The 22976-nt window shown below is 57.5% G+C and carries 17 protein-coding genes; 12 read left to right on the top strand and 5 right to left on the bottom strand.

The features are described from left to right. The first annotated feature begins 289 nt into the window (after positions 1–289). From KOL70_RS05265 to KOL70_RS05250, 4 genes are all read left to right on the top strand, one after another. The gene (locus tag KOL70_RS05265) at positions 290–1360 is read left to right on the top strand and encodes an amidohydrolase (protein ID WP_215480320.1); all 1071 of its coding nucleotides are present in this window, start codon (positions 290–292) and stop codon (positions 1358–1360) included. Then, complete coding sequence (locus tag KOL70_RS05260) at positions 1335–2609, top strand: MFS transporter (protein WP_215480319.1); 1275 nt, start codon at positions 1335–1337, stop codon at positions 2607–2609. The genes KOL70_RS05265 and KOL70_RS05260 overlap by 26 nt, the downstream gene beginning before the upstream one ends. A 321-nt stretch (positions 2610–2930) precedes the next feature. Further along, a complete protein-coding gene (locus KOL70_RS05255) occupies positions 2931–4046 on the top strand; it encodes a beta-propeller fold lactonase family protein (protein WP_159378156.1) in 1116 nt (371 codons plus the stop codon). Between the two features lie 322 nt (positions 4047–4368). Further along, the gene (locus KOL70_RS05250; RefSeq protein WP_058774673.1) at positions 4369–6465 is read left to right on the top strand and encodes an FUSC family protein; all 2097 of its coding nucleotides are present in this window, start codon (positions 4369–4371) and stop codon (positions 6463–6465) included. Here KOL70_RS05250 and KOL70_RS05245 read toward each other — a convergent pair. Next, positions 6462–11045 (bottom strand): ATP-dependent helicase, encoded by a 4584-nt coding sequence (locus tag KOL70_RS05245; RefSeq protein ID WP_371824651.1) that lies wholly within the window; start codon positions 11043–11045, stop codon positions 6462–6464. The genes KOL70_RS05250 and KOL70_RS05245 overlap by 4 nt on opposite strands. A 127-nt stretch (positions 11046–11172) precedes the next feature. Continuing rightward, on the bottom strand, positions 11173–12600 hold the full coding sequence (locus KOL70_RS05240; RefSeq protein ID WP_215480317.1) for a cytosine permease: 1428 nt from the start codon (positions 12598–12600) through the stop codon (positions 11173–11175). Positions 12601–12875: 275 nt separating this feature from the next. On the opposite strand from KOL70_RS05240, the gene KOL70_RS05235 reads away from it, so the two are divergent. Beyond that, positions 12876–13406: a GNAT family N-acetyltransferase gene (locus KOL70_RS05235; protein ID WP_059008837.1), complete on the top strand. Its 531-nt coding sequence runs from the start codon at positions 12876–12878 to the stop codon at positions 13404–13406. A gap of 85 nt (positions 13407–13491) precedes the next feature. On the opposite strand, the gene KOL70_RS05230 is transcribed toward KOL70_RS05235, so the two are convergent. Continuing rightward, positions 13492–14271, bottom strand: a complete 780-nt coding sequence (locus KOL70_RS05230) for an alpha/beta hydrolase (protein ID WP_021506032.1) — start codon at positions 14269–14271, stop codon at positions 13492–13494. Between the two features lie 228 nt (positions 14272–14499). Between KOL70_RS05230 and KOL70_RS05225 the strand changes: the two genes are divergently transcribed. The 5 genes from KOL70_RS05225 (at position 14500) to KOL70_RS05205 (ending at position 19460) form a co-directional block, all read left to right on the top strand. After that, positions 14500–15231, top strand: a complete 732-nt coding sequence (locus tag KOL70_RS05225) for a YoaK family protein (protein WP_021506033.1) — start codon at positions 14500–14502, stop codon at positions 15229–15231. A 146-nt stretch (positions 15232–15377) separates the two neighbouring features. Continuing rightward, entirely contained in the window at positions 15378–15932 is a 555-nt protein-coding gene (gene abiEi / locus KOL70_RS05220) for a type IV toxin-antitoxin system AbiEi family antitoxin (protein WP_021506034.1), read from the top strand. Further along, a complete protein-coding gene (locus KOL70_RS05215; RefSeq protein ID WP_058780563.1) occupies positions 15907–16824 on the top strand; it encodes a nucleotidyl transferase AbiEii/AbiGii toxin family protein in 918 nt (305 codons plus the stop codon). Before abiEi ends, KOL70_RS05215 begins: the two co-directional genes overlap by 26 nt. 182 nt (positions 16825–17006) lie before the next feature. Then, entirely contained in the window at positions 17007–17522 is a 516-nt protein-coding gene (locus KOL70_RS05210; protein WP_058758650.1) for a phenolic acid decarboxylase, read from the top strand. A 549-nt stretch (positions 17523–18071) separates the two neighbouring features. Continuing rightward, positions 18072–19460: an ISNCY family transposase gene (locus KOL70_RS05205; RefSeq protein WP_215480316.1), complete on the top strand. Its 1389-nt coding sequence runs from the start codon at positions 18072–18074 to the stop codon at positions 19458–19460. Positions 19461–19734: 274 nt separating this feature from the next. On the opposite strand, the gene KOL70_RS05200 is transcribed toward KOL70_RS05205, so the two are convergent. After that, complete coding sequence (locus KOL70_RS05200; RefSeq protein ID WP_058780564.1) at positions 19735–20178, bottom strand: NUDIX hydrolase; 444 nt, start codon at positions 20176–20178, stop codon at positions 19735–19737. Between the two features lie 322 nt (positions 20179–20500). Here KOL70_RS05200 and KOL70_RS05195 point away from each other — a divergent pair, with 322 nt between their 5' ends. Then, positions 20501–21256, top strand: a complete 756-nt coding sequence (locus tag KOL70_RS05195) for an SDR family oxidoreductase (protein ID WP_215480315.1) — start codon at positions 20501–20503, stop codon at positions 21254–21256. A 40-nt stretch (positions 21257–21296) separates the two neighbouring features. Here KOL70_RS05195 and KOL70_RS05190 read toward each other — a convergent pair whose 3' ends face one another. Continuing rightward, positions 21297–22130: a LysR family transcriptional regulator gene (locus KOL70_RS05190; protein WP_215480314.1), complete on the bottom strand. Its 834-nt coding sequence runs from the start codon at positions 22128–22130 to the stop codon at positions 21297–21299. Positions 22131–22239: 109 nt separating this feature from the next. On the opposite strand from KOL70_RS05190, the gene KOL70_RS05185 reads away from it, so the two are divergent. Then, positions 22240–22974, top strand: coding sequence for an SDR family oxidoreductase (locus KOL70_RS05185; protein WP_215480313.1), 735 nt, complete (start codon positions 22240–22242; stop codon positions 22972–22974). Positions 22975–22976 lie beyond the last annotated feature (2 nt).

Genomic DNA, 22976 nt, shown 5'->3' with positions numbered 1-22976 from the left:
TGCGCGGGTAAAACAGCAAGTGTAGCCAATGACCGGGCAGGGAATGGATGTTTGATGCGGGGCCGGATGTGCTATCGCGCCATAAGAAGGTGTAGCAGGACATTTGTGATTAACATCTTACTTACATCATTAACATCCCCTTTTTGCTGGCTATCGGTTATGCGGTGAATCTATAGTCAATTTACTATGTAAAACTGTGTTTTATCTGGTGCAACTCATTGCTTCACCGATGAGGCACGCCAGCAGCGTTTCAGACCTGATTTAAATCAGGCAGTTAAGAGGGGATACTATGGAGATCGTTAACGCACCGCATCTGCCTGTCAGAGAGCACTGGCTGGCACTGCATCATGAACCCGCTTTGATGCCCGACCTGCCGATGGTCGATGCGCATCATCACTTATGGGACCGCCAGTCAGGGCGTTATCTGGCGCCTGAATTCAGCCACGATATCGAAACGTCCGGCCACCGGATACTCTCCACCGTCTACATTCAGTGCCGTTCAATGCTGCGCCGCAACGGACCGGAGGCCTTCAAACCCGTCGGTGAGGTGGAGTTTGCCAGCGGCGTCGCGGCAATGTTTAACAGCGGCCATTACGGCGCGGCGGCAGGCTGTGAAGCGATTGTCGGCGGTGCCAGCCTGTTGGCTGGCGATGACCTGCTGCCGGTGATTGAAAGCATGACGGAACGTTCAGGGGGACGGTTACGCGGGATGCGTAATCCGCTGGCCTGGCACGATGACCCGCGCGTGGTATCCAGTCCCGCGACGCCGCCCGCCGGTCTGGCGGCCAGTGCCGCATTCCGGCGCGGTGCCGCATGCCTGGCCCGCAAAGGACTGTCGCTGGATGTCTGGGTTTATCACACCCAACTCGATGAAATCGCTGAGCTGGCACGGGCGCTACCCGATCTGCACATTATTGTGGACCATTGCGGCGGGCCGATCGGTAGCGGGCCGTATGCCGACAAACGGGATGCCACCTTCCAGGAATGGAAAAAGGCCATCATTGCGCTGGCGGCGTTGCCAAACGTGAGCATCAAAATCAGCGGTTTCGGCATGACCGTCATGGGCTACTCCTTCGCCCAGCACGCCATGCCACCGGACTCCCTGACGCTCTCGCAGGCCTGGCGGCCGCAGTTTGAAACCCTGGTTGACGCGTTTGGCGTCGGGCGCTGTATGTTTGCCAGCAACTTCCCGGTCGACAAAGGGATGTTCAGCTACGGCGTATTCTGGAATGCCTGTAAAAGGCTGGCTGAGCACGCTTCGCCAACCGAAAGAGAACAGCTGTTCTGGCGCACCGCGGCCTCACGCTATCGCTTATCCTCCCTGGAGAATATGGATGAATATCAAATCAAGACTGCATGAAGCGCCTCCCCTGGCGCAGGATGAGTCCGCTGCAGCGATCTCGTATACATCGGCAGAAAAAAGGACGCTGGCGCTGGGCGGGTTAGGGTGGACGTTTGAAAGCTATGACTCGTTTTTGCTCTCGCTGTTATTACCGGTACTGGGCGTGGTATTTGATGTCAGCAAAACGGAACTTGGCGTGTTTATCAGCACCACGGCAGGCGGGCAGATTATTGGTGGCATTCTGTTTGGGCTGGTTGCCGATAAGATCGGACGCGTCAGAACGGCCTTCATCTGTATCGCCATCTATTCACTTTTCTCTGGACTGCTGGCGTTCTCCCACAATCCTCAGGCGTTTGCTGCGCTGCGATTCTGCGGTGCGCTGGGTATGGGCGGCATGTGGACGTCAGGAGCGGCACTGATCGCCGAAACATGGCGTCCGGAACGTCGTGCACGCGGTGGCGCGCTGATGCAAATGGGGTTACCGGTGGGGGCGATCCTGGCGATTGGCCTGACGGCGCTGGTGACGGCCCTGACCGGCGGGCTGGAAAACGGCGGCTGGCGCTACCTTTTCATGATTGGCGCACTGCCGGTGTTTATCATGATGGTTATTGCTTATATCACGCCTGAATCACCCGTCTGGCTGGCGCGCCAGCAGGAACGCGCTCACCGCCAGAGCAAAGCGGCAGGTACCGGCAAAATCAACCTCAAAGGATTGCTGCTGGCATTTACCTTTATCTTTTTCATTCAGTACCTGTTCTGGGGCGTATTCACCTGGACGCCAACCTATCTTCGTGAAGTTAAGCATCTCGATTTTCTTCACAGCCTGAAATTTGTGCTGGCCCTGCAAACCGGTGCCATTGCTGGCTTCCTGGTGTTCTCACTGCTGGCCGATAAGTGGGGGCGCAGGCCGATGTTTCTGCTCTACCTGTTTATCGGTGCGGTGGCGGTCGGCATGTATCTGGCGACCACTCAGCCGCTGATTCTGATGGTCGCCATCTTCATGGCAGGGTTTGGCGTAAACGGAATTTTTGCCGGCTCCGGTCCTTTCCTCGCTGAGATCATTGGCGACACGCAGTCACGCGGCTTTTTAATGGGGCTGGCGTATAACGGCGGGCGCCTGGGCGGCTTTATCGCGCCGCTGCTGATTGGCTTTGTGGCCAGCGTTGGAGGATTCACCGCCGGGCTGGCCACCACGGTGATCGCCTTTCTTGCCGCGATGGTGGTGGTCTGGTTAGCGCCAGAAACCAAAGGCGTGAAGTTGCAGTAAGCTGTGCACCTGTCGCGCAATCGGCAGGTTAAAACCTGTGACACGGTTGAACACCTGACGCGCTGTCAGGTGTTCAGCCAGTTGTGTGGTATACCCACCGTAGCCAGAATCATCACCGCAAAATCCTGCATCACATCGCGGCCACGCCAGGTGAGCCCGCGCACAAACCCGGACAAAACATCAGGTTCGCCGGCGCGCTAATTGCCTGATTAGCCTGGCTTGCTGGAGAAGTGCCCAGGTGAGGTCGGGCAATCTCACATAACAGGCGCGTGCTTTACTGCGTATAACCGGGTCTGATTACCCCTCATCAAGGAGAACACCATGATAAACAGCCTGCGCACCGTTACGCTGCTGGCGGCAATGACGGTGAGCGCGCCACTGCTGGCGCAGACCTTTGTTTACGTATCCGCCGCCGACGACGGCACCATCGCGCGCTATACGCTGGACGCGCGTAGCGGCGCTTTGCAGCTGCTTGGCCGCACTGAGGCCGGGGGCAAAGTGATGCCGATGGCGCTCAGTGCGGATCACAAAACGCTGTATGCGGCGATTCGCAGTAACCCGCTGCAGCTGGCGAGCTGGCAGATTGACTCGCAGAGCGGCGATCTGAACAACCGGCACACCGTGCCGGCTGCGGCCAGTTACCCCTACATCAGCACTGAGCGTCAGGGACGCTTTCTGCTGGGGGCCTCTTATGATGGCGACGTGGTGCAGGTTTACCGCCTGACGGCCAGCGGCACCATCGCTACGCCGCCGGTCGGCAGCTATAAAACCGGTCATGCGGCACATTCGGTGATTGTCGATGCCAGCGGTCGTCACGCTTATGTGGGCAATCTTGGCACCGATCGCGTGCTGCAGCTCCGGTTGGGCGCAGACGGCACGCTCAGCGCCCTTGATAAGGGCGGGGTAGCAACCGCCGCCGACAACGGTCCGCGCCACTCAGTGTTGTCGCCGGATAATCGCTATCTGTACAACCTTGGTGAAATGGGCGGCATCATTACCCAGTTCCGACGCGAAACCAGCGGCGAGCTGGTGAAAGTGGCGGAAACGCCCAACGCGGTGGCGGCGCAGTATCATCTGCAACATGGGCGTGAACGGCCGCCGGGTTACAGCGACAGCACGCCGCGCATCTGGTCAGCGGATATCCAGCTGACGCCGGACGGGCGTTTTCTGTATGTCAGCGAGCGCACCAGCAGTACCGTGAGCGGTTATCGTGTTAACCAGCAGGATGGCAAACTGACGCTGATCGGCAGCTGGCCGGTGGAGAAACAGCCGCGCGGCATGGCGATCAGCCCCGATGGCCGCTGGCTGGTGGTGAGCGGTGAGAAGAGTGCGGTTATTGGCAGCTACGCGATTGAGGCGCGCAGCGGGGCGTTGCAGCGGGTGGGCGAGGCGCCAGCCGGCCGGGACGCGAACTGGGTGACCATCGTCAGCTATTAAAATGATCGGGCGCAGGAAACTGCGCCTTATTGCGCGAAATTATTTTATGGATAGCATCGTCCGGCAGCAAAGTGTGATCTGCGACACATTTCTGCCGCTGAAGACAGATTGCTGCTTTCTGCGGCAGTGACAGCGCAGATATCCCGCCGGCGACCCGCCGATCGCTGCGTTCGATTAGTTTCCTTAAAGCATTCTGTGCCTGATGTCAGGCGCGTATGAACACCGTTTTCGATTACGAAACAATTTGTCGTAGTTATCGGGATGAGCGCCCGCCAGATTCTGGCAGGATACGCCGCACTTAGCGCCTTCTGGTCTCCGTGACATGCAGTGGTTTTCGAAAAACGCCGTTTTTTTTGCTGTAAAAACCTGTCTGGCCGCTTTTCTGGCATTGTATCTGGCTCTTGAACTGAATGTTGATCGTCCCGCCTGGGCGCTGACCACGGTGTTTGTGGCATCGCAGCTTTATTCGGCCTCCACCATTTCCAAATCGCTGTTCCGCCTGCTTGGCACGCTGCTCGGTGGCGTCTTCATCTTTTTTATCTTTCCGCTCACTGTGGCGCATCCGCTGCTGTTCAGCCTGTGTATCTCACTGTGGGTGAGCCTGTGTCTCTATCTGTCGCTGCACGACCGCACGCCGAAAAGCTATGTTTTTATGCTGGCGGGCTACAGCGCCGCGATTATGGGTTTCCCGGAAGTGACGACGCCGCTCGGTATCACCAGCACCGTGCTGTCGCGCATTGAGGAAATTACTTTAGGCATTGTGTGTAGCAGCCTGGTGCACGCGCTGTTGTTTCCGGTCTCGATGCGCAGTCTGCTGGAGCAGAGCGTCAGCCAGTGGTATCTCAACGGGCGCAAGCTGTGCCGCGATTTACTCTCTGGCATTTCCGCTGACCGATCGCCAGAACGCGACGAAATCCTGACCCGCATGGCCACTAATCCGCAGCAGGTCGAGATCCTGATTACCCATTGCGTGTACGAGGGCGACGCGGCCCGGCGGCTGATTCGCCTGGTCAGCACGCAGTATCAGCATCTTTCATACTTAATCCCCACGCTGACGGCGATTGAGATGCGGCTGCAGCGGCTGGCAGCGCGCCAGATTGCCTTTCCTGCCTGGGTTGAGCAGACCCTGCAGCAGTTCCTGCTGTGGCTGAATGACGGCGAAGCGGTGGGCGATGTCATTGGCATTCAGCTGGAACTGAGCCTTTGTCAGGATCGGCTGAATGCGGCGTGGCGCAATGGCGAGTTGTCTACCGAACACTGTCTGCTGTTTACCGGCCTGCTGGAGCGGCTGGTGGATTTTGTGCGTATCGCCGGGGCTTACCAGAGCGTGGGCGGGCTGGTCAGCGATCTGTCAGGCGACACCACGCTGGCGCGCGGCAAACGCACGCATCGCTTTTTCGACAAAGGGCTGATTCGGCTGTCGGCGCTGACGGCATTTTGCGCCACCTTTGGCTCCTGCCTGCTGTGGATGGCGACCGGCTGGCGCGACGGGGCATCAGCGCCAGTAATGGCCGCGATTCTCAGCTCCTTCTTCGCCAGCCTCGATACGCCGCTGACCTCAATGAAGCTGTTTATTCGTGGGGTGATCGTGGCGATCTTTATCAGCGTGATTTATGTCGCGCTGCTGCTGCCGCAGGCAACCTCGTTCGAGGCGCTGATCCTCTGCCTGGCCCCGGGTTTGCTGCTGCTCGGGCTGATGATTGCGCGACCGGCCAGCAACATGATCGGTCTGAGCGTGGCGATTCAGATCCCCGGCTTTATCGGGCTCGGACATCATCTGAAACCCGATCTGGTGCTGCTGGTCAATAATGCGATTGCTTCAATGGCCGGCGTGCTGTTTGCGGTGATCCTGACCGCGCTGATGCGCAACAAGCGGCCATCGTGGACCGCGCGCCGTGCCGTGCGTCACGGCCTGCGTGAACTGCTGCGCTTTATCAAGGAGATTGAGCGCAACGGCTCATCGCTGCTGGGACGCCAGCGTTTTATTGGCCTGATGCTGGATAAGGTCAACGTGGTGCTACCGCGCCTGCACCTTGATCCGCAGTCCGATATGGCGCCGGCGGGAATGCTGCTGACCGAGGTGTGGCTGGGGGTTAATAGCTTTGACTACTACGCGCGCCATCAGGCGCTGCTGAGCCGTTATCAGCTGGACAGCGGGCAGATGTTTCACGAGCTGGGACTGTTTCTTAAGCGCAGGCTGAAGTCGCTGCAGACGCCGCCGCATGAGGATTTGCAGGAGGAGCTGGATGTGCTGCTGATGCAGCTGGAACAGCTGGCGCAACGTGACGAGGCGCTGTTGCTGCCGCTGTTTCATCTGTTCAGCATCCGGCTATACCTGTTTCCGCAACTTAGCTGGCCGGTGGCCACGCCGCGTCAGGCCGAACGCCTGCAGCAGCATCGTTACCGCCTGCAGGCTTAGCCATACCAGCTGTAACCTTTCGGCACGCGGGAAAAGCCGATGGCTTTCAGGGCCGGTAGCAGCGATGACTGGCTGGCCGGCTGATCGTCCACCCGTTCGAGAATGAAGCTGTGGGTCTTCTCCCGGCGTAAGGCCTGGCCCAGCGCCACGATGGCGGCCTGGCGTTGCTCCTCACTAATGTCGCCAAAAGTTAACAGCTCTTTACCACCCGGCGGCAGCCACAACATAACGCGCCCATTGCCAATCACCACCAGTGCGCTGCTGCGGCGGGTAGGCCGCACGCCACCGACGCTGAGCGGCCACGCCAGCTGCACGCCAAAGGGATTGGCGGGATCCAGCACTGCCAGCGCCACCGGCGGATGCGTGGCCTGCGCGCTGCCGAGCTGGCGCAGCCGGTCGATGGCCGGATTTTCAGCAAACTGCGCGCCACCCATGCCAGCAACAAAGCGGCCGCGCAGCAGCCGTCCGGCATCCTCCATGCCGCGCAAGAGCGGCTGCAACGCCGGAAAGCCGCCGGGAATCTGCTCTGCCACGGCGGCACCGCGCGTGATCACGCCAAAGCGGTCGAGCATATTTTCAGTCAGCGCCAGGGCGCGTTCGGTATCGGCCAGCGGCTGCCGCACAATCAGCGACCAGCGTCCGGCCATGCTGTTGAGCGAGGGCTGCGTAGCAGCACTGCGGCTGGCCGCGAAACTGGCCCGCCTGTGGCGACTGCGCGCAGGACGGGCCGGGCGTGGACGTGTCGTGTGGCTGGTGGTGCTGAGCTGGCGCAGCGCGGCCCAGGTATCCATGGTCAGATAGCCGCGCCATACCAGCTCCCACATCGCGGCAAAGACTTCGCCGGGATCGACAGATTGTTCAGGTTGCGCCATGACGCGCGGCAGCAGCTCGCGGGCGAACCAGCCGCCGCCGTCCTGTAATTGCGCCACAATCGCCTGCTGCAAAGGTGACAGCGTCACATTGTTACCCTCATCAGGCACTGGTAACGTTTCACTGGCAAACTCACTCAGGTGCAGGGAGACCAGTCCGTCCTGCGCGCCAGGGGCCCGCTGGCCACTCCAGATGACTTCACCGGAAGAGAGCAGCTCATCCAGCATCGCTGGCTGATAATCACGCACCCGCGCCGGCAAAATCTGGCTTTCCCACAGCGAAACCGGCAGCGCCACGCCAGCCAGCTGTTCAATCACCCGCACCACGCCGTTGATACCGGCAAAGGCGCCCTGTGCCGCAGCTGCCGCGACGTCGCTCAGCAATCCCTGGCGCTCAAGCAGAAAAGCCACGTACGCCGGCGCTTCGACCGGTCGGGTGGCCTCACGCGCCGCCTGTAGCGATCGCACGCGCAAACGACGAAATACGCTTTCCGCTACCCACTGCGTTGACGCATCGACCGCAGGCGAGAGGAAATCGCCTTTCAGTACGCGTTGCTGCTGACGCAGCTCTTCCAGCGTGTGGTCGACCACGGCGCGGCCCAGACCAAAACGGGCGGCGATTTGCAGACTGGTGGCGACAGCGTGGGTGCGCAGATAGCGATTAAGTAAGTCATGCAGCGGACGGGCCACCGGCGCGAGCAGCCCGGCGGGCAGATCAGCTGGCAGCGCCGTGCCCAGCGCGTCGCGCAGCCGCACGCCATCTTCGGCGACAGCCCAGCGCGCCTCTGCCGCAATCGTAACCTGAATGATGCGTTGCGCCTGTTGCAGCGTGGTTAGCAGCGGCATCAGCGCCGCCTCGCCGTTGTAGCGCGCCGTGATTTCCGGCACAGTGAGCGGCCCCAGCTCGCGCAGCAGATCAACCACGGCTTCCTGAGTGCTGGCCTGATAATCGGAAACGGTGCGCTGAAGCTCCTGCTCAACGCGTACCACCACCTCGGGCGCCAGCAGCTCGTGCATCTCAACCTGGCCCAGCAGATCGCTCAGCAGCGTGCTGTCGAGCGCCAGCATTGAGGCGCGCCGTTCCGCCTGCGGCGCATCGCTGGCATACATGAATTCGGCGACATAGCCAAACAGCAGCGGCGCAGCAAACGGCGAGGGCGTATCGGTGGTAACTTCAGTCAGCTTAACCTCGCCCTGTTGTATCCGTGCCATCAGCTGATGCAGTGCCGGCAGGTCATACACGTCCTGCAGACATTCACGCGCGGTTTCGATCAAAATTGGGAAATCGTCGAACTGCCGCGCCACTTCCAGCAGCTGCCCGGCACGCAGCCGCTGCTGCCACAGCGGAGAACGTTTACCGGGATTGCGGCGCGGCAGCAGCAGGGCGCGCGCGGCGCATTCGCGGAAGCGGGCGGCAAACAGCGCAGACTGTCCCACCGCAGCCGTCACCTGTCGCTGGAGTTCGTCCGGCGCAAACAAAAACAGTTCAGCGCCTGGCACCCGGCCTTCGCTGTCAGGGAAGCGCGCGACAATCCCATCATCGCTGGCGACCACGGCCGGATCGAGCCCCATCTGGCGGCCAATCCGCTCAGCGATGGCCAGCGCCCACGGCGCATGCACGCGCTGACCATAAGGGGAATGCAAAATCACGCGCCAGTCGCCGGTTTCATCGCGACAGCGCTCAATCAGCAAATTGCGATCGTCAGGCACCAGGCCTGTGGCGGCAAACTGTTCGTCGATGAGCGCACGAATGTTGTGTCGGGCATTGGCGTCAAGGTTGTCGCTGCCGGGCAACACTCCGCTGGCGGCATGTCGCAAATAGCGGCCAATGGCTTCGCCGAGTGTCGCCGAACGCCCGAGACTGTCGCCGTGCCAGAAGGGCAGGCGCGCCGAGCGACCGGGTGCCGGCACCACTACCACCTGATCGTGCGTAATTTGCTGGATGCGCCACGAGGTGGCGCCAAGCGTGATGATGTCGTTAATTCGCGACTCATACACCATCTCCTCATCCAGTTCGCCGACCCGGCGCGCACCGGACTGTTCTTCGCCCTCCGGCAGCATCACACTGAACATCCCGCGGTCCGGAATGGTGCCACCGCTGGTGACGGCCAGATGCTGCGCGCCCGGGCGACCGCTTAAGGTTTGCTGTTGTCGATCCCAGATGATGCGCGGGCGCAGGTTAGCAAACTCGTCCGAAGGGTAGCGGCCAGACAGCATATCCAGCACCGCATCGAAGGCGTTACGTGGTAACGTTTTAAACGGATCGGCACGGCGTACCTGTTGATACCACGCCTCGACGGACAGGGTGTCCATGGCCGCCGCCGCCACCGTATGCTGGGCGAGAATATCGAGCGGATTGTGTGGCAAAGCGATAGCATCCAGTTCACCTGCCAGCATTGCGTCCACCGTCACGGCCGCATCAACCAGATCGCGGCGCGTGCGCGGCCAGATAATGCCTTTCGGCGTACCGCCGACCTGGTGACCGGCCCGGCCAATACGCTGCAGCGCGCTGGCCACCGAAGGCGGTGCCCCGACCTGAATCACCAGATCGATATCGCCCATGTCGATTCCCAGTTCAAGACTGGATGTCGCCACCACGCAGCGCAGTTCGCCGGCTTTCAGGGCGTTCTCAATCTCCAGCCGCTGCTCTTTCGACACCGAGCCATGATGCGAACGGGCAATATACGCTTCAGCAGGCGTGGCGCGTTTTTCGGTTCCACCGCTAAAAGAGCCATAGGCGAGGGCTGGCTCTGCTACGCCCTGCTCCGGCGCGGCGCGTCGCGCATACAGTTCATTGAGCCGTGCGGTGAGTTTTTCCGCCAGCCCACGCGAATTGGTAAACACCAAAGTCGCGCGATGGCGCAATACCTCATCCAGAATGCCGGCTTCAATATGTGGCCAGATGGAACCGGCGGCGAGGCTGCTCTCCTGCGCGGCGCGCGCATCGGGACGCTGCTGGATGTCCGTCATGTCCTCTACCGGCACAGTAATTGTCAGCTGCAGCGGCCGCTGCGCCGGCGGGTTGACGATGCGCGCAATACCCGCGCCACCGAGGAAAGCCGCCACCGCTTCTGGCGGTCGCACGGTGGCCGACAGGCCAATGCGCTGAGCAGGCTGCGCCAGCAATACATCGAGCCGTTCCAGGCTGAGCGCCAGATGGGCGCCGCGTTTACTTCCCGCCACCGCATGAACTTCGTCAATAATCACGGTCGAGATGCCACGCAGCGTTTCGCGGGCTTTTGACGTCAGCAGCAGGAAAAGCGATTCCGGGGTAGTAATCAGGATGTCCGGCGGCCGGCGCTGCAGCTTTGCCCGTTCGGCGCTGAGCGTGTCGCCGGAGCGCATGCCGACCTCCAGCGTGATTTCCGCCTCACCCAATTCCGCGCGCTCAGCGGCAACGCCCGCCAGCGGTAGCGCCAGGTTACGCTGCACGTCAGCCGCAAGCGCTTTAACCGGTGAAATATACAGAATGCGCGTCTTGTGACTGCGCGCTACGGGTTCGTCACGGCTGCGCTCGCGATACAGCGCGTCGATCGCATGCAGAAATGCCGCCAGCGTTTTGCCGGAGCCGGTTGGGGCAATCACCAGGCAGTGTTGTCCGCTGGCGATGGCGCGCCAGGCTTCCTGTTGTACGGGAGTCGCCGCCGGGAAAGTGCGGCGAAACCACTGTTGCGTGGCCGGGGTGAACAGTGAAAGCGCTGAGGCTGGCATCCATGACTCCTGCATTCTCGAAAGGGCGATCAGCAGTGTAGCGTGCCGCAGCGTTTACGGCATTATCAGGATATTGCCGATGAGGGCGGCGCGAAAACACGCGCCGCAGCACTAATATGTGACAACGTCACTGAGGATAAACAGAGTCGGCCAGTTTCCCGCGTCGATCAAAGCGACGTGCGGCCAGCCACAGCAATGCGGTAACAAACCAGCCGATGATCCATGACACATCGTTGCCGGCAAAAATCCACGTCAGGGAACCATGATGCAGCGGGTTATCAATGAACGGCAGCTGTACCAGCACCCCGAGGAAGTAAATGATAATGCCGGCCCAGTTCCAGCGACCGTAGCGGCCATCCGGTTGCGACAGCGCGGGCACATCGACTTTCCCTTTGGTAATCAGATAAAAATCCGTCAGGCTGATGGCGCTCCACGGCACAAAAAAGGCCAGCAGGAACAGCAGGAAGTGGGTAAATGATTTGAGAAACGCCGGTTCGCTGAGCAGCGCAATGATGCAGGAGAGCGTCACCATCAGCACCACAAACAGGATACGTCCGCCACGGCTGATCGCGGTTTGCTGGCGAAAACCGGAGACAATGGTGGTCAGCGACATAAAGCTGCCGTAGGCATTGAGCGTAGTGAAGGTGATTTTGCCAAAGCAGATGGCGAAGTAGATAACCATCGCCATGGTGGCGCTACTGCCCAGCCCGACGATGTAGCCCACTTCATTACCGGAGAACGCTTTACCCGCAATTGCAGCCACAATGACGCCCAGCGTCATGGATGCCTGCGTGCCCAGCACGGTGCCAAAAAACACCGAACTGAACAGCTTTTTCGCGGAGACATCCACCGGCAGATAGCGCGAGTAGTCCGACACATACGGGCAAAACGCAATCTGCCATGACGAGGAGAGCGATACCGCCAGCAGAAAACTGGCAACGCTGAAGTGCTGATTTTGCCAGACGGTCGCTAAATCGTGGCTGGAGAGTAGGGTGATGAACAGGTAAACAAACGCCAGCACGCCGATGACGCTGGCCACTTTGCCGAGTTTATGAATCACCCGATAGCCGAGCACCGCAATCACGATGATGATGGCGCTGAAGATGATCATGCCGGCTGCATTGCTGACGTTGACCAGCTTCGCCAGCGCCTGGCCGGCCAGTACCGTGCCGCTGGCCGAGAAGCCCACATACATAATGCACACCAGCACCAGCGGGATCACCGCGCCAAACACGCCAAACTGCATACGGCTGGTGATCATCTGCGGCAGGCCAAGGCGCGGGCCCTGAATCGCGTGCAGCGACATGATGGCCGCGCCGACGATCTGTCCCACCAGTAAACCGACAATCGACCACACCACATCGCCGCCCAGCACCACCGCCAGCGCACCGGTAACAATGGCGGTGATCTGCAAATTGCCGCCAAACCACAACGTGAACTGGCTAAACGGATGCCCGTGACGCTCGCTGAGCGGGATGTAATCAATGGAACGTGTTTCTGACAGGCGCTGTTTCTCTGCACCTGAATAATCTGCGGCAGGTATCTGAGCGGACATAGTTTCCTCGCTGGAACGGCTAAAGGTGGTTAGTCATTGATTTTTCTTGTTAGTCAGTAGTAAATGTCACGAAACATACATGTATATACATGTAGCGATATTGTCACGAGGTTGATGAGGTTACAAGCTGACCGGTCATTGGAAATTGTGATGACGCTGGCAATGTTGTCCGTTAATGTCAGGAGATTGTCCGGTAACGGACGCGCACAAAGGCGATGATGCGCTAACTACAGACCCACTAACTGTGGCGATCAGGACAACCCGGGGAGGGAATCATGCAGGCAGTGATTGAAACAGAACGCTTACGACTGGAACCCTTTGCGCTAAGCCACCTCACCGGCTTGCGCGCGATGGATGATGACCCGGAAATCATGCGTTATATCAATGAGGGACAGGTGAAGAGCGAGGACGAGACGCTGGCGACCATTGAGCGCGTGCAGCAACGCTGGCAGCGCTATGGTTTTTCCTGGTGGGCGCTGCGCGAGAAGAGCAGCGATGACATCGTCGGAGCGGCTTGTCTGCAGCATCTGGCCCATCAGGAACAGGCGCCGCTGGAAATTGGCTGGCGACTGTTGCGCAGCAGTCAGGGGAAAGGGTATGCCACCGAAGCCGCCACGGCGATTGTGCAGTTTGCTACCGGGCAGATTGGCGTGGATTATCTGGTGGCGGTGGCACATCCGGAAAATCTTGCTTCCCACCGGGTGATGCAGCGGCTGGGTATGCGCTATCGCGGTATCGAGCAGCATTACGACCAGCCCTGTGTGGTTTATGAACTGGATATGAAGAGTGCCCCAGCGCATTCGTGAGGCAGGGCGCGCACCCTTTCTAGCGGCGCGATTTATCACGCAATAAATTGCGCCGCTATCAAACATGCACCCGGTAAGGGTGCGCTCAATACCCCGGTACGTGCGCGGCTTTCATAATCAGATTTGCCACCGCCTGCGGCTGGGAAATCAGCGACACATGGCTGGCCTTGAGTTCGATGGTCTGCGCATGCATGCGTTTCGCCATAAAGCGCTGCAGATCCGGATTGATAGTGTGATCCTCCGTCGACACCGCATACCAGCTCGGTTTGCTATGCCAGGCCGCCACGCTGGTTTTCGCCTGGGTAATGGCTTTACCCATCGGCTGCTGAACGGCGTAATAAGCCCGCGCTTCGCTTTCTGGCAGATCGCCGGCAAAGTCATGGATAAACGCCTGTTCACTGAGCGCGCCAAAGCCATCGTCACGCCACTTCAGGCCAGCGGCAACCGGTGCCGCAGGGAACTTTTTGGTGAGCGCCGGATAATCTTCACCGGCCTCCGGCGCGCGCGCCGCGATATACACCAACCCCTTCACTTCAGGTTCATCGCCCGCCTGACTGATAACCATGCCGCCGTAGGAGTGCGCAACCAGAATCACCGGTCCATCCTGCTGTGCCAGCGCGCGTTTCACCGCCGCCACGTCATCATTCAGCGACGTCGTTGGGTTTTGTACCGCGGTGACGTGCAGACCTTTCGCCTGCAACAGTGGGATGACTTTGCCCCAGCTGGATCCATCAGCGTACAGGCCATGGACCAGCACAATATTTTTTACTTCCTGCGGCGCGGCAGCGCTATCGGCGTGCGCCAGTCCGGCACTTAGGGCAGAGATTACCAGCGCCGTCAGCGCCGTGATTTTGCGTAATGTCATGATCGGTCCTCATAATTAATCGGGGTTCATGCACCACTGTAAGCGCCGGGGACCAACAATCCGCTGACGTGGAAATGACAAAAAAATGACAGCGACACGATGTGGCAGCGGAGGATTTAAAAGTAATAAAAGCAGAGGATTAGCCGTGAGTCGGAGCATAGCCGCTATGCTTGATAAGGATGAGACCCGACCAACCCGAGAATCTCTCAAAGGAGTGCTGAATAGATTATGCTGTTGCGCAAGAAGAAAATCCGCTCTCACAGCGAAGACCGCCTGCTGGCGTTAACGCTGGCCACCACGGCCGGTATCCTTAACGCCATGGCATTTGGCGCATTTGGCTTTTTCCCTTCCCATATGACCGGCAATACCTCGCAAATTTCGGCAGAGGTGAATGGTTCTGACCTGCACGATCTGCTGTTTCTGGCCGTGCTGATTTTTGCTTTTGTCTGCGGTGCCATGCTGGCGCGTTTGACGGTAGCTTACGGCCTGAAGCGGAATCTGCGCACCATTTACTGTCTGGTGCTGCTGGCCGAGGGTATTTTCCTGCTGCTGACCTCCCTGGTAGAAATTCTGTGGTATTCCGAACGAAACAACGGCGAAATTCTGGTTACGCTGAGTCTGCTGATGGGTATCCATAACTCAACCTCGACCCAGCTTTCCTCCGGTCGCGTTCGCTCCACGCACGTGACCGGCACACTGACCGACGCCGGCATCGCGTTAGGCTCCTGGCTGCGCGCATCCTTCAGTCAAAGCGAGGCCGCCGATCGCGATGGCCACCGAACTGTGCTTTTTACTCATCTGGTCACGATTTTCTCATTTCTTTCCGGCTGCGTTGTCGGTTATCTGCTGTTCAGACACCTTGGATTTGAAGCGATGGCGGGGTTGGGCATTGTGCTGGCGCTGATCGCTGTCGGTGGCATCGCCAGAACCCTGCATTTAACCGGCATGCGATTTTGGTAACACTAACGGAGAGTTTTCCGATTTGAAGCAGGTGGATTAAGTGCACATGAATACTACTTATTGCTGGTATTAATGTGCACTTGAAAGTGCAGGGCAAATCATGTACACATGAATACTCTATAAATGTGGTTTTCCCGTAGACTTATATGAACAAAATGACGGCAATCGAGCGGCTTAATGCGTTTGACAGGCAGGGGCGCTATGTCTTTGCTGTGCGTGATTTAGCCAAAGTCTTTTATGACGACAGTGACAAAGCTTTCAACGCTGGCCTGAACCGTCTGGTGAAGGACGGCATCCTGCAGCGCGCCAGCCGTGGCGTCTATGTTTACGCCTATGCGAGAAGTAAAGACGCTTACACGCTGGAAAGAATCGTACAGACGTTGCGCAGAGGAGAATACAGCTACCTGAGCCTGGAATCGGCGTTATCGGCTTACGGGGTAATTTCACAAATCCCGATGGGGCGTCTTACCGTTATGACCACGGGCCGTTCTGAAGAACACATTACGCCTTATGGCGTGATCGAATTCACGCATACCAAACGATCGCCTGAACAAATTTTGCAGGACACCATTTTGGGCGAGTCACCTTTGCGCCTGGCAACTAAAAAAGCCGCACTGCGCGATTTACGTCGGGTGGGGCGTAATACGCATCTGATTGATGAGGCGGAAACGAACGATGAATCAGAAAGTCAGTTTCACTGAACTGGTCGCTAAGGCCATGGCTTCAGCGCAACTCGAGGGTATGCGTAACGTAGTGGAAAAAGAGCTTTTACACTACGATATCCTTTACTGTCTGGATAAAGCGGGTCTGCTGCAAAATCTGACGTTTCAGGGCGGTACCTCTTTGCGGCTATGCTATGACGGCAATCGATTTAGCGAGGACCTGGATTTCGCCGGCGGCATCAACTTTTCCGGTGCAGATTTAAAAAACATGAAGGTCTGTATCGAAGACTATCTCGGCACGCGTTACGGTTTAGAAGTTACGGTCAAAGAGCCGGCAGAACTTCGCCGCCAGCCGGGCTATGAAGAGATCAGGGTCGATAAATGGCAGGTCTCCGTGACGACGGCACCCGAAAAGCGCGATATGCCTAAGCAACGCATCAAAGTCGAAGTTGCTAATATTCCCGCTTACAGTCGCAAACCGTTGCCGCTGAGCCGCAATTATCCGGTGTTGCCGGATGGCTACAGCGATACGCTGGTGATGTGTGAAAGTCTCGACGAGATCATGAGTGATAAGCTTATTTCCCTGGTTGCGACCACCAAATATCTTCGTTACCGCGATGTCTGGGATTTACCGTGGCTGATGCAGCAAGGCGCTGCGTATGATGTGGGCTGGATTCGGCAAAAAATCGAGGATTACCGGATTCCTGACTATGAAAAATTATTAAAACAGCGACTGGCTGGTATCGAAAACATCGTCAAAGACGGACGTTTTTACAACGAAATGCGCCGTTTCATACCCCAGCAGGTATTTGCCAGAACGCTGGGACGTGCAGAATTTACCGATTACATCGCCGAACGTTTGACCTCGCTGTTGCAAAGATTGCAGCGAGATTTAGCAGGAAAACGGCCCGATGACGCCTTCAGAATGTAACAACCACAGCTGGCTCGGCGTGCAGAGGAGATAAAAGAGCAGGGGACGGGCACTGTCAACCCGGTTGCACGCTCAGGAAGCGGATTTTTTTGTTAATTTGCCGTCTGGTTTTCTCACAGGCGCTATAACTTACTATTCCTGCTTCAACAAACTGCTGATGAGGTAAAACAATGGATAACACCATGATAACGGATGAATTTTCCAAAGATTTGTCTGCGTTTGTCGGGACGCATTTCGTTTATACCTATGATAATGGCTGGAAATATGAGTGGTACGCGCGCAACGCGACGACCTGTGATTATCGTATCCATCAGGGATTGGTTGGTGGCCGTTGGGTGACCAATCAAAGCATGAATGCGGTGCAGTTCGCACCGGGCATTTATAAAGTCGACTGGCACGAGCCGACAGGCACCTGCGTTAGTCTGCTGTTTGATATCAACCGCAAGGTGATTCACGGCACCATCTTTTTCCCGCAGTGGATTGCCGGCGAAGGACAGCATCCGGAAAAAACCATCTGCTATCAGAATGAATTTATTGAAGATATGCATCGTTTCCGTGATGAAGGGCCAGCGTATCCGTACGTGGTGATTCCTGAGTTTGCCAAAGTGACCTACATGAAGAATGAAGGTCCGGATAATGATGCCGTAATCAACATGCCGCCGGGACAAATGCCGGAAGATTATTTTAAAGATAAATGAGAGTGGCAATCCGCTGACGGCGCCGGGTTCGGTCGCCATGAATGGCGACCCTGCGATTGTGCAGTGCGGCGAGGCATTGCAGGGTGCGCATTGATGCGCACCAGAGTTACTCGTGAGTGGTATCCAGCAAACAGACCGATCGCGCTACGTGAAATCTGACAAAAGCGCTGAGGGATAACCGGGAAGTTTCGCGTAGCGTTGTCATGCTGGATGAGCTAAAGCCATGGAAAGCCACCGGGCGAAGCTAACCGGGCAGTCAGCTGTAGGGTGCGCATTGATGCGCACCAGGATAACGCCGTGGTGTCCATCAAACAGACTGGTGGGATAAGTTTTCACTGAAGCCGTGGCGGAATGCGTTGTAGGCCTGGTAAGAGGCGTGAAGGGCGAAACTGAAGGATTGAGATACGTGATCAGATATCTTATTTAACATAATATACATTATGCGCCATTTGATCTGTAGTGGCTAAATTCAGATGTCCGCCTCTGGCTATATTGAGATGTCCGCATTATCGTCCTTTTTCCAGGGTTTCCCGGCTGAGGACGCAACTGATGACGGCTTACGGTTCGGAGTGCTTTACGATGAATGAAGTTAACCGCCTCAAGATCCTGCAGGACGTCATTGATGGCCGGCTTACAACCTCGCTTGCATCACAACGACTTGGCATAACGGATCGGCACTGTCGGCGTCTGTTAGCGCGTTATCGCGAGTCCGGGCCGCTGGCTCTGGCGAACCGTCGCCGGGGATTGCGTGGTAATCGCCAGCTTCTGCCGGGCCTTGCTGAGCTTGCTCTGGGCATCATCCGCGATAACTATGCCGACTTTGGTCCCACGCTTGCCTGCGAGAAGCTAGCCGAGCTCCATGACGTTGTGCTGGCTAAAGAGACCGTGCGTCAGCTGATGGTTCGAGCGGGACTTTGGATCCCCCGGAAAATGCGAGCGCCGAGGATCCAGCAGCCACGGTATCGTCGCGCCTGCGTTGGCGAACTTATACAGATTGACGGCTGCGATCATCGCTGGTTTGAGGATCGCGGCCCCGCCTGCACGCTGCTGGTTTATGTTGACGACGCAACCAGCCGCCTGATGCAGCTCCACTTCGTAAAATCTGAGTCCACGTTCACCTATTTTGACGCCACCCGCGGCTATCTGGAGCAGCACGGTAAACCGCTGGCATTCTACAGCGACAAAGCCAGCGTGTTTCGCATTAACAACAAAAATGCGGTTGGCGGTGACGGCCAGACGCAGTTCGGGCGTGCGATGAACGAGCTCAACATCACGGGCATCTGCGCCAACACCAGTTCTGCCAAGGGTCGCGTGGAGCGTGCACATCTGACGCTTCAGGATCGGTTGGTCAAAGAGCTGAGGCTGCGCAAAATCAGCACGCCGGAAGCCGCCAACGCCTTTGCCGCTGAGTTCATGGCAGACTACAACCGGCGGTTTGCGAAGGCACCAAGGCACGATTTTGACGTTCACCGGCCGCTTGATGCTGGTGATAATCTGGAACAGATATTTACGTGGCGGGAACCTCGCAGGGTCTCAAAATCACTTACAGTTCAGTATGATAAAACTCTGTATCTGCTTGAAGATAATGAAAAAAGTCGGCGCGTAATGGGGAAATACATTGAGGTGTACCACTATCCCGATGGCAGAATTAAACTCTGGGGAAACAATGCTGCACTTCCCTGCTCTGCCTATGATCGGCTGGCTGAGGTTGACCAGGGAGCGATTGTAGAAAACAAACGGCTGGGGCATGCCTTGGCTACAGCTAAGCTGATGCAGGATAAACGAGACAACACGCGATCGCTGTCAGTAGCGACAACGCACAGGACACGCAAAAAGGATCCAGCCAAGAAGCCCCAACGGGCACTGAATGAAAATGACTTGCTTGAAGCGCTTGCTGACTTGCAGGCTCATAGCAAGGAGATATTTGGCAAGACCTGACGGACATTTTAATTTAGCTGGAAAGCGGACATTTAAAAACAGCTTTAACATTGATCACAGGGGCAAAGCTGACCAGGCCGCTTTAGGCTACCTGCTGAAAATCCTGAAATACCTGTATAAATTCTGCAAGCATTGCCGTGAGTTCATGCTTCAAACTTTGCTTCCCTGAGCTTGTGTCGGCTCCACTGAACATACTCTGATCACCTGCAATAAGATTCCATTTGAAAGCGGCAATGATAGATTCATACGCTCAACGCTATGACACGTCGCGTAATTAATCCGGCAATGTGCAGAGATCAGCAATATTTGTTGGATAAACGACGTCGCGAGTGTTTCGCAGCTCAGTAAGATCCCACCAGTGATAACTATCAATGACTGACTTTTCATTTTCAGTCCAACCACTGGTACGGATATCTTCATCTCCAACTTTAATTAAATAAAATCGTTCATTTGCCAAAACCACCTCACCGCTGGGAAGCGTCATTTCAAAAATGCGCTCAGTTAACGGCTGACCCACATCATCGACATAAAAGCCTGTTTCTTCTCTGAGCTCTCTGATAGCTGCCTGTTCAAAAGTCTCTCCCGGTTCAACGCCTCCGCCGGGTGTGGCCCAGTATTCTCTGCCTGACAGGGCATTATTTTTATGCTTAAACCAAAATAATAAAACCTGATTAAGAGGATTTATAATAAGCAAACGAGCCGAATCGCGGGTGCGCACTTTATAATTCCTTTATGATTTTTAATACAAATCAGCATAACTGATCATGGTCAGAAAACGAAACGCCACAGTCTGCAGGAACAGGACGACAGGATAGACATCCCTCCCCGGCTCGCTATATAGTAAGCGCGCATCTCACTTCTGACTTGCCGTAGGCGTTACCGTCATCCAACGCGCCCTGAACCGGAATGGGCCTCTGCGCAGAGGAAAACCGGAACAGCGCCACGGCATCGTTCACGCTTTCTACGCATCCTGTCTCTCGGGATCGCTAGCAGTGCATCACCGCACGTGGCCTTTCATTCTCTGACTGACAAGGCACATTATGAAGCTGACCAACAACACCCTGCTCATCACCGGCGCAACCAGCGGTATTGGCCGCCGGCTGGCCGAGGTTTTTCACGATCGCGGTAACCGCGTCATTATCACCGGCAGACGTCAGGCGCTGCTCGATGAGATCACCGCCCAGCGCCCGGCCATTACCGGTTTTGCTCTGGACGTTAATGACGCCACCGCCCTCGCCCGCTGTTCCGCGGCGATTCACGCGCAGTTCCCGCATATCAACGTGCTGATCGCCAACGCCGGTATCTCGCAGCCGGAAACGGTGACGGCGGACGAATGGACCAGTGATATTGCTGAGCAAATCGTGATGACCAACATCCTCGGTGTGATTCGCGTCACCGCCGCGTTTTTGCCGCTGCTGCGCCGTCAGCCGCAGGCCACGCTGATGGCAACCAGTTCCGCGCTGGCCTTCATGCCGCTGGCCAGTTTTCCCACCTACTGCGCCAGCAAAGCCTTTCTGCATTCCTGGCTGGTTTCGCTGCGTCATCAGCTGCGTAATACCCCGGTCGAGGTGCTGGAAATGCTGCCGCCGTATTTACAGACGGCGCTGACCGGTGATCACCAGCTCAGCGATCCCCGCGCCATGCCGCTGGAAGACTATATCGCGCAGATTCTGCAGATGCTGGAAAATGGTCCGGTCGCGCGCGGCGAACTGCTGCTGGAGCGCGACCATGCGCGGCGCTGGGCCGAACGCGACGGCAATTTTGACGCCATATTTGACATGATGAACCCGCGCTAATCTGCTTTGAACCGGTGCGCCCGGCAGCGCACCGGATCTATCACGAAGTACGCAAAGGCGCGCCGTGGCTGAAGTGCGCCAGCAGCCGTTCTACCGCCGGATTGGCCTGCGCCTGAACCGCATAGCAAATGCCGACACGCCGCATCAGCGGCTGACCGGGTAAAGCGCGCGAGGCCAGACGATGACGCGCGGCAACCAGCGGCGCCGGCGCAATGGTGACGCCAAAGCCGGCTTCCGCCAGATCCAGCGCCAGCGCGTAGCTGCCGGCGTTGGCCGCGGCCGCACCCGCGCCGTAAAACGGCAGCAGCCGCTGATGCGACTCATCAGTCGGCACCATCACCCACGGCAGCGGATGCAACTGGTCATGGGTCAGCGTTTCCAGCTGATTTAGCGCATGACTGGCGGGATACGCCAGCACGTAGTGCTCTTCAAACAGCGGCATAAACAGCTCGTCTTCGCAGCGCAGGCTTTCACACGCCAGCCGGATATCGCCCACGCAGCCGGGCTCGACGCTAAGCAGCACCGTGGGAAAATGTTGCCGGATGGCCGTCAGCAGTTGCGCCAGCTGGGCGGGCGCGACATCCCCTTCGACACCAATCTTCAGCGGCAGACAATCCGACGGCTGCCGAAAGCGTGTGACCAGCGCCTGCATATCGCTGAGCATCTTGCGCGCCTGCGGATACAGGACGCGAGCGTCCTCCGTGACCTCCACGCCGCGCGGCCTGCGGATAAAAAGCGTGGTGGCCAGCTCCTCTTCCAGCAGTTTGATCGTGGCCGAGAGCGCGGGCTGCGTCAGATTGAGTAACTGTGCGGCGCGCGTGATGTTGCGCTCCTCAAACACGCAGATAAAAGCTTTTAGCTGTCGCTTATCCATAGAAAATCATTATATCGGCGAAAGAAATAAACCATTTTTCACCAATTTCTGCGCGATTTAAAGTGCACGCCTCAGCTTCGCCATTAATTTTATCTATGAGGAAGTCATTATGACCCAGAATGTTAAACCTTTAATCGTCATCACCGGTGCCAGCTCCGGTATCGGTCTTGCCACGGCAAAGCTGCTTTCGGCGCGTGGACATGCCCTGCTGCTGCTGGCTCGCCGTATCGATCGTATGACGGCACTGAACCTGCCCAATACCCTGTGCCGCGCGGTTGATGTGACCGATCGCCACGCATTTACCGCCGCAGTGCAAGATGCTGAGCAGCAGTTTGGCCCGGTCGATGCGCTGATTAACAATGCGGGCGTGATGCTGCTCGGCGCGATTGAACAACAGGATGCCGGCGAATGGGATAAGATGTTCGACGTCAACGTGAAAGGCCTGCTCAATGGCGTGCAGGCGGTCACCGCAGGCATGATTGACCGTAAAAGCGGCACGATCATTAATATCAGCTCAGTGGCCGGACGGAAGACGTTTCCTAATCACACAGTGTATGTTGGCACTAAATTCGCTGTGCATGGCATGTCAGAGAACCTGCGCGAAGAGCTGTCGCCGCACAATGTACGCGTGATCGTTATCGCACCCGGCGCTGTTGAAACCGAGCTGTTGAGTCACACCACCAGCGAAGCAATCAAGGACGGTTATCACGCGTGGAAAGCCGAAATGGGCGGCAAAGTGCTCAGCGCAGACGATGTGGCCAGCGCCATCGATTACGCCTATTCACAGCCGCAGTCGGTATGCGTGCGGGAAATCGTGCTGGCGGCCACCCGCCAGGGCGCATAAAC

It is taken from the genome of Pantoea sp. B270 (assembly GCF_018726825.1).
Lineage (GTDB): Bacteria > Pseudomonadota > Gammaproteobacteria > Enterobacterales > Enterobacteriaceae > Pantoea > Pantoea dispersa.
This window is presented reverse-complemented; position numbering and strand designations above follow the sequence as displayed.

Bases quoted from the DNA above. Each gene is read 5' to 3' on its own strand.
- KOL70_RS05235 (WP_059008837.1), top strand. From the start codon at position 12,876: ATGCAGGCAGTGATTGAAACAGAACGCTTACGACTGGAACCCTTTGCG.
- KOL70_RS05195 (WP_215480315.1), top strand. From the start codon at position 20,501: ATGAAGCTGACCAACAACACCCTGCTCATCACCGGCGCAACCAGCGGT.
- KOL70_RS05250 (WP_058774673.1), top strand. From the start codon at position 4,369: ATGCAGTGGTTTTCGAAAAACGCCGTTTTTTTTGCTGTAAAAACCTGT.
- KOL70_RS05245 (WP_371824651.1), bottom strand. From the start codon at position 11,045: ATGCCAGCCTCAGCGCTTTCACTGTTCACCCCGGCCACGCAACAGTGG.
- KOL70_RS05225 (WP_021506033.1), top strand. From the start codon at position 14,500: ATGCTGTTGCGCAAGAAGAAAATCCGCTCTCACAGCGAAGACCGCCTG.
- KOL70_RS05185 (WP_215480313.1), top strand. From the start codon at position 22,240: ATGACCCAGAATGTTAAACCTTTAATCGTCATCACCGGTGCCAGCTCC.
- KOL70_RS05240 (WP_215480317.1), bottom strand. From the start codon at position 12,600: ATGTCCGCTCAGATACCTGCCGCAGATTATTCAGGTGCAGAGAAACAG.
- KOL70_RS05230 (WP_021506032.1), bottom strand. From the start codon at position 14,271: ATGACATTACGCAAAATCACGGCGCTGACGGCGCTGGTAATCTCTGCC.
- KOL70_RS05255 (WP_159378156.1), top strand. From the start codon at position 2,931: ATGATAAACAGCCTGCGCACCGTTACGCTGCTGGCGGCAATGACGGTG.
- KOL70_RS05190 (WP_215480314.1), bottom strand. From the start codon at position 22,130: ATGGATAAGCGACAGCTAAAAGCTTTTATCTGCGTGTTTGAGGAGCGC.
- KOL70_RS05265 (WP_215480320.1), top strand. From the start codon at position 290: ATGGAGATCGTTAACGCACCGCATCTGCCTGTCAGAGAGCACTGGCTG.
- KOL70_RS05205 (WP_215480316.1), top strand. From the start codon at position 18,072: ATGACGGCTTACGGTTCGGAGTGCTTTACGATGAATGAAGTTAACCGC.
- KOL70_RS05215 (WP_058780563.1), top strand. From the start codon at position 15,907: ATGAATCAGAAAGTCAGTTTCACTGAACTGGTCGCTAAGGCCATGGCT.
- abiEi (WP_021506034.1), top strand. From the start codon at position 15,378: ATGAACAAAATGACGGCAATCGAGCGGCTTAATGCGTTTGACAGGCAG.
- KOL70_RS05210 (WP_058758650.1), top strand. From the start codon at position 17,007: ATGATAACGGATGAATTTTCCAAAGATTTGTCTGCGTTTGTCGGGACG.
- KOL70_RS05260 (WP_215480319.1), top strand. From the start codon at position 1,335: ATGAATATCAAATCAAGACTGCATGAAGCGCCTCCCCTGGCGCAGGAT.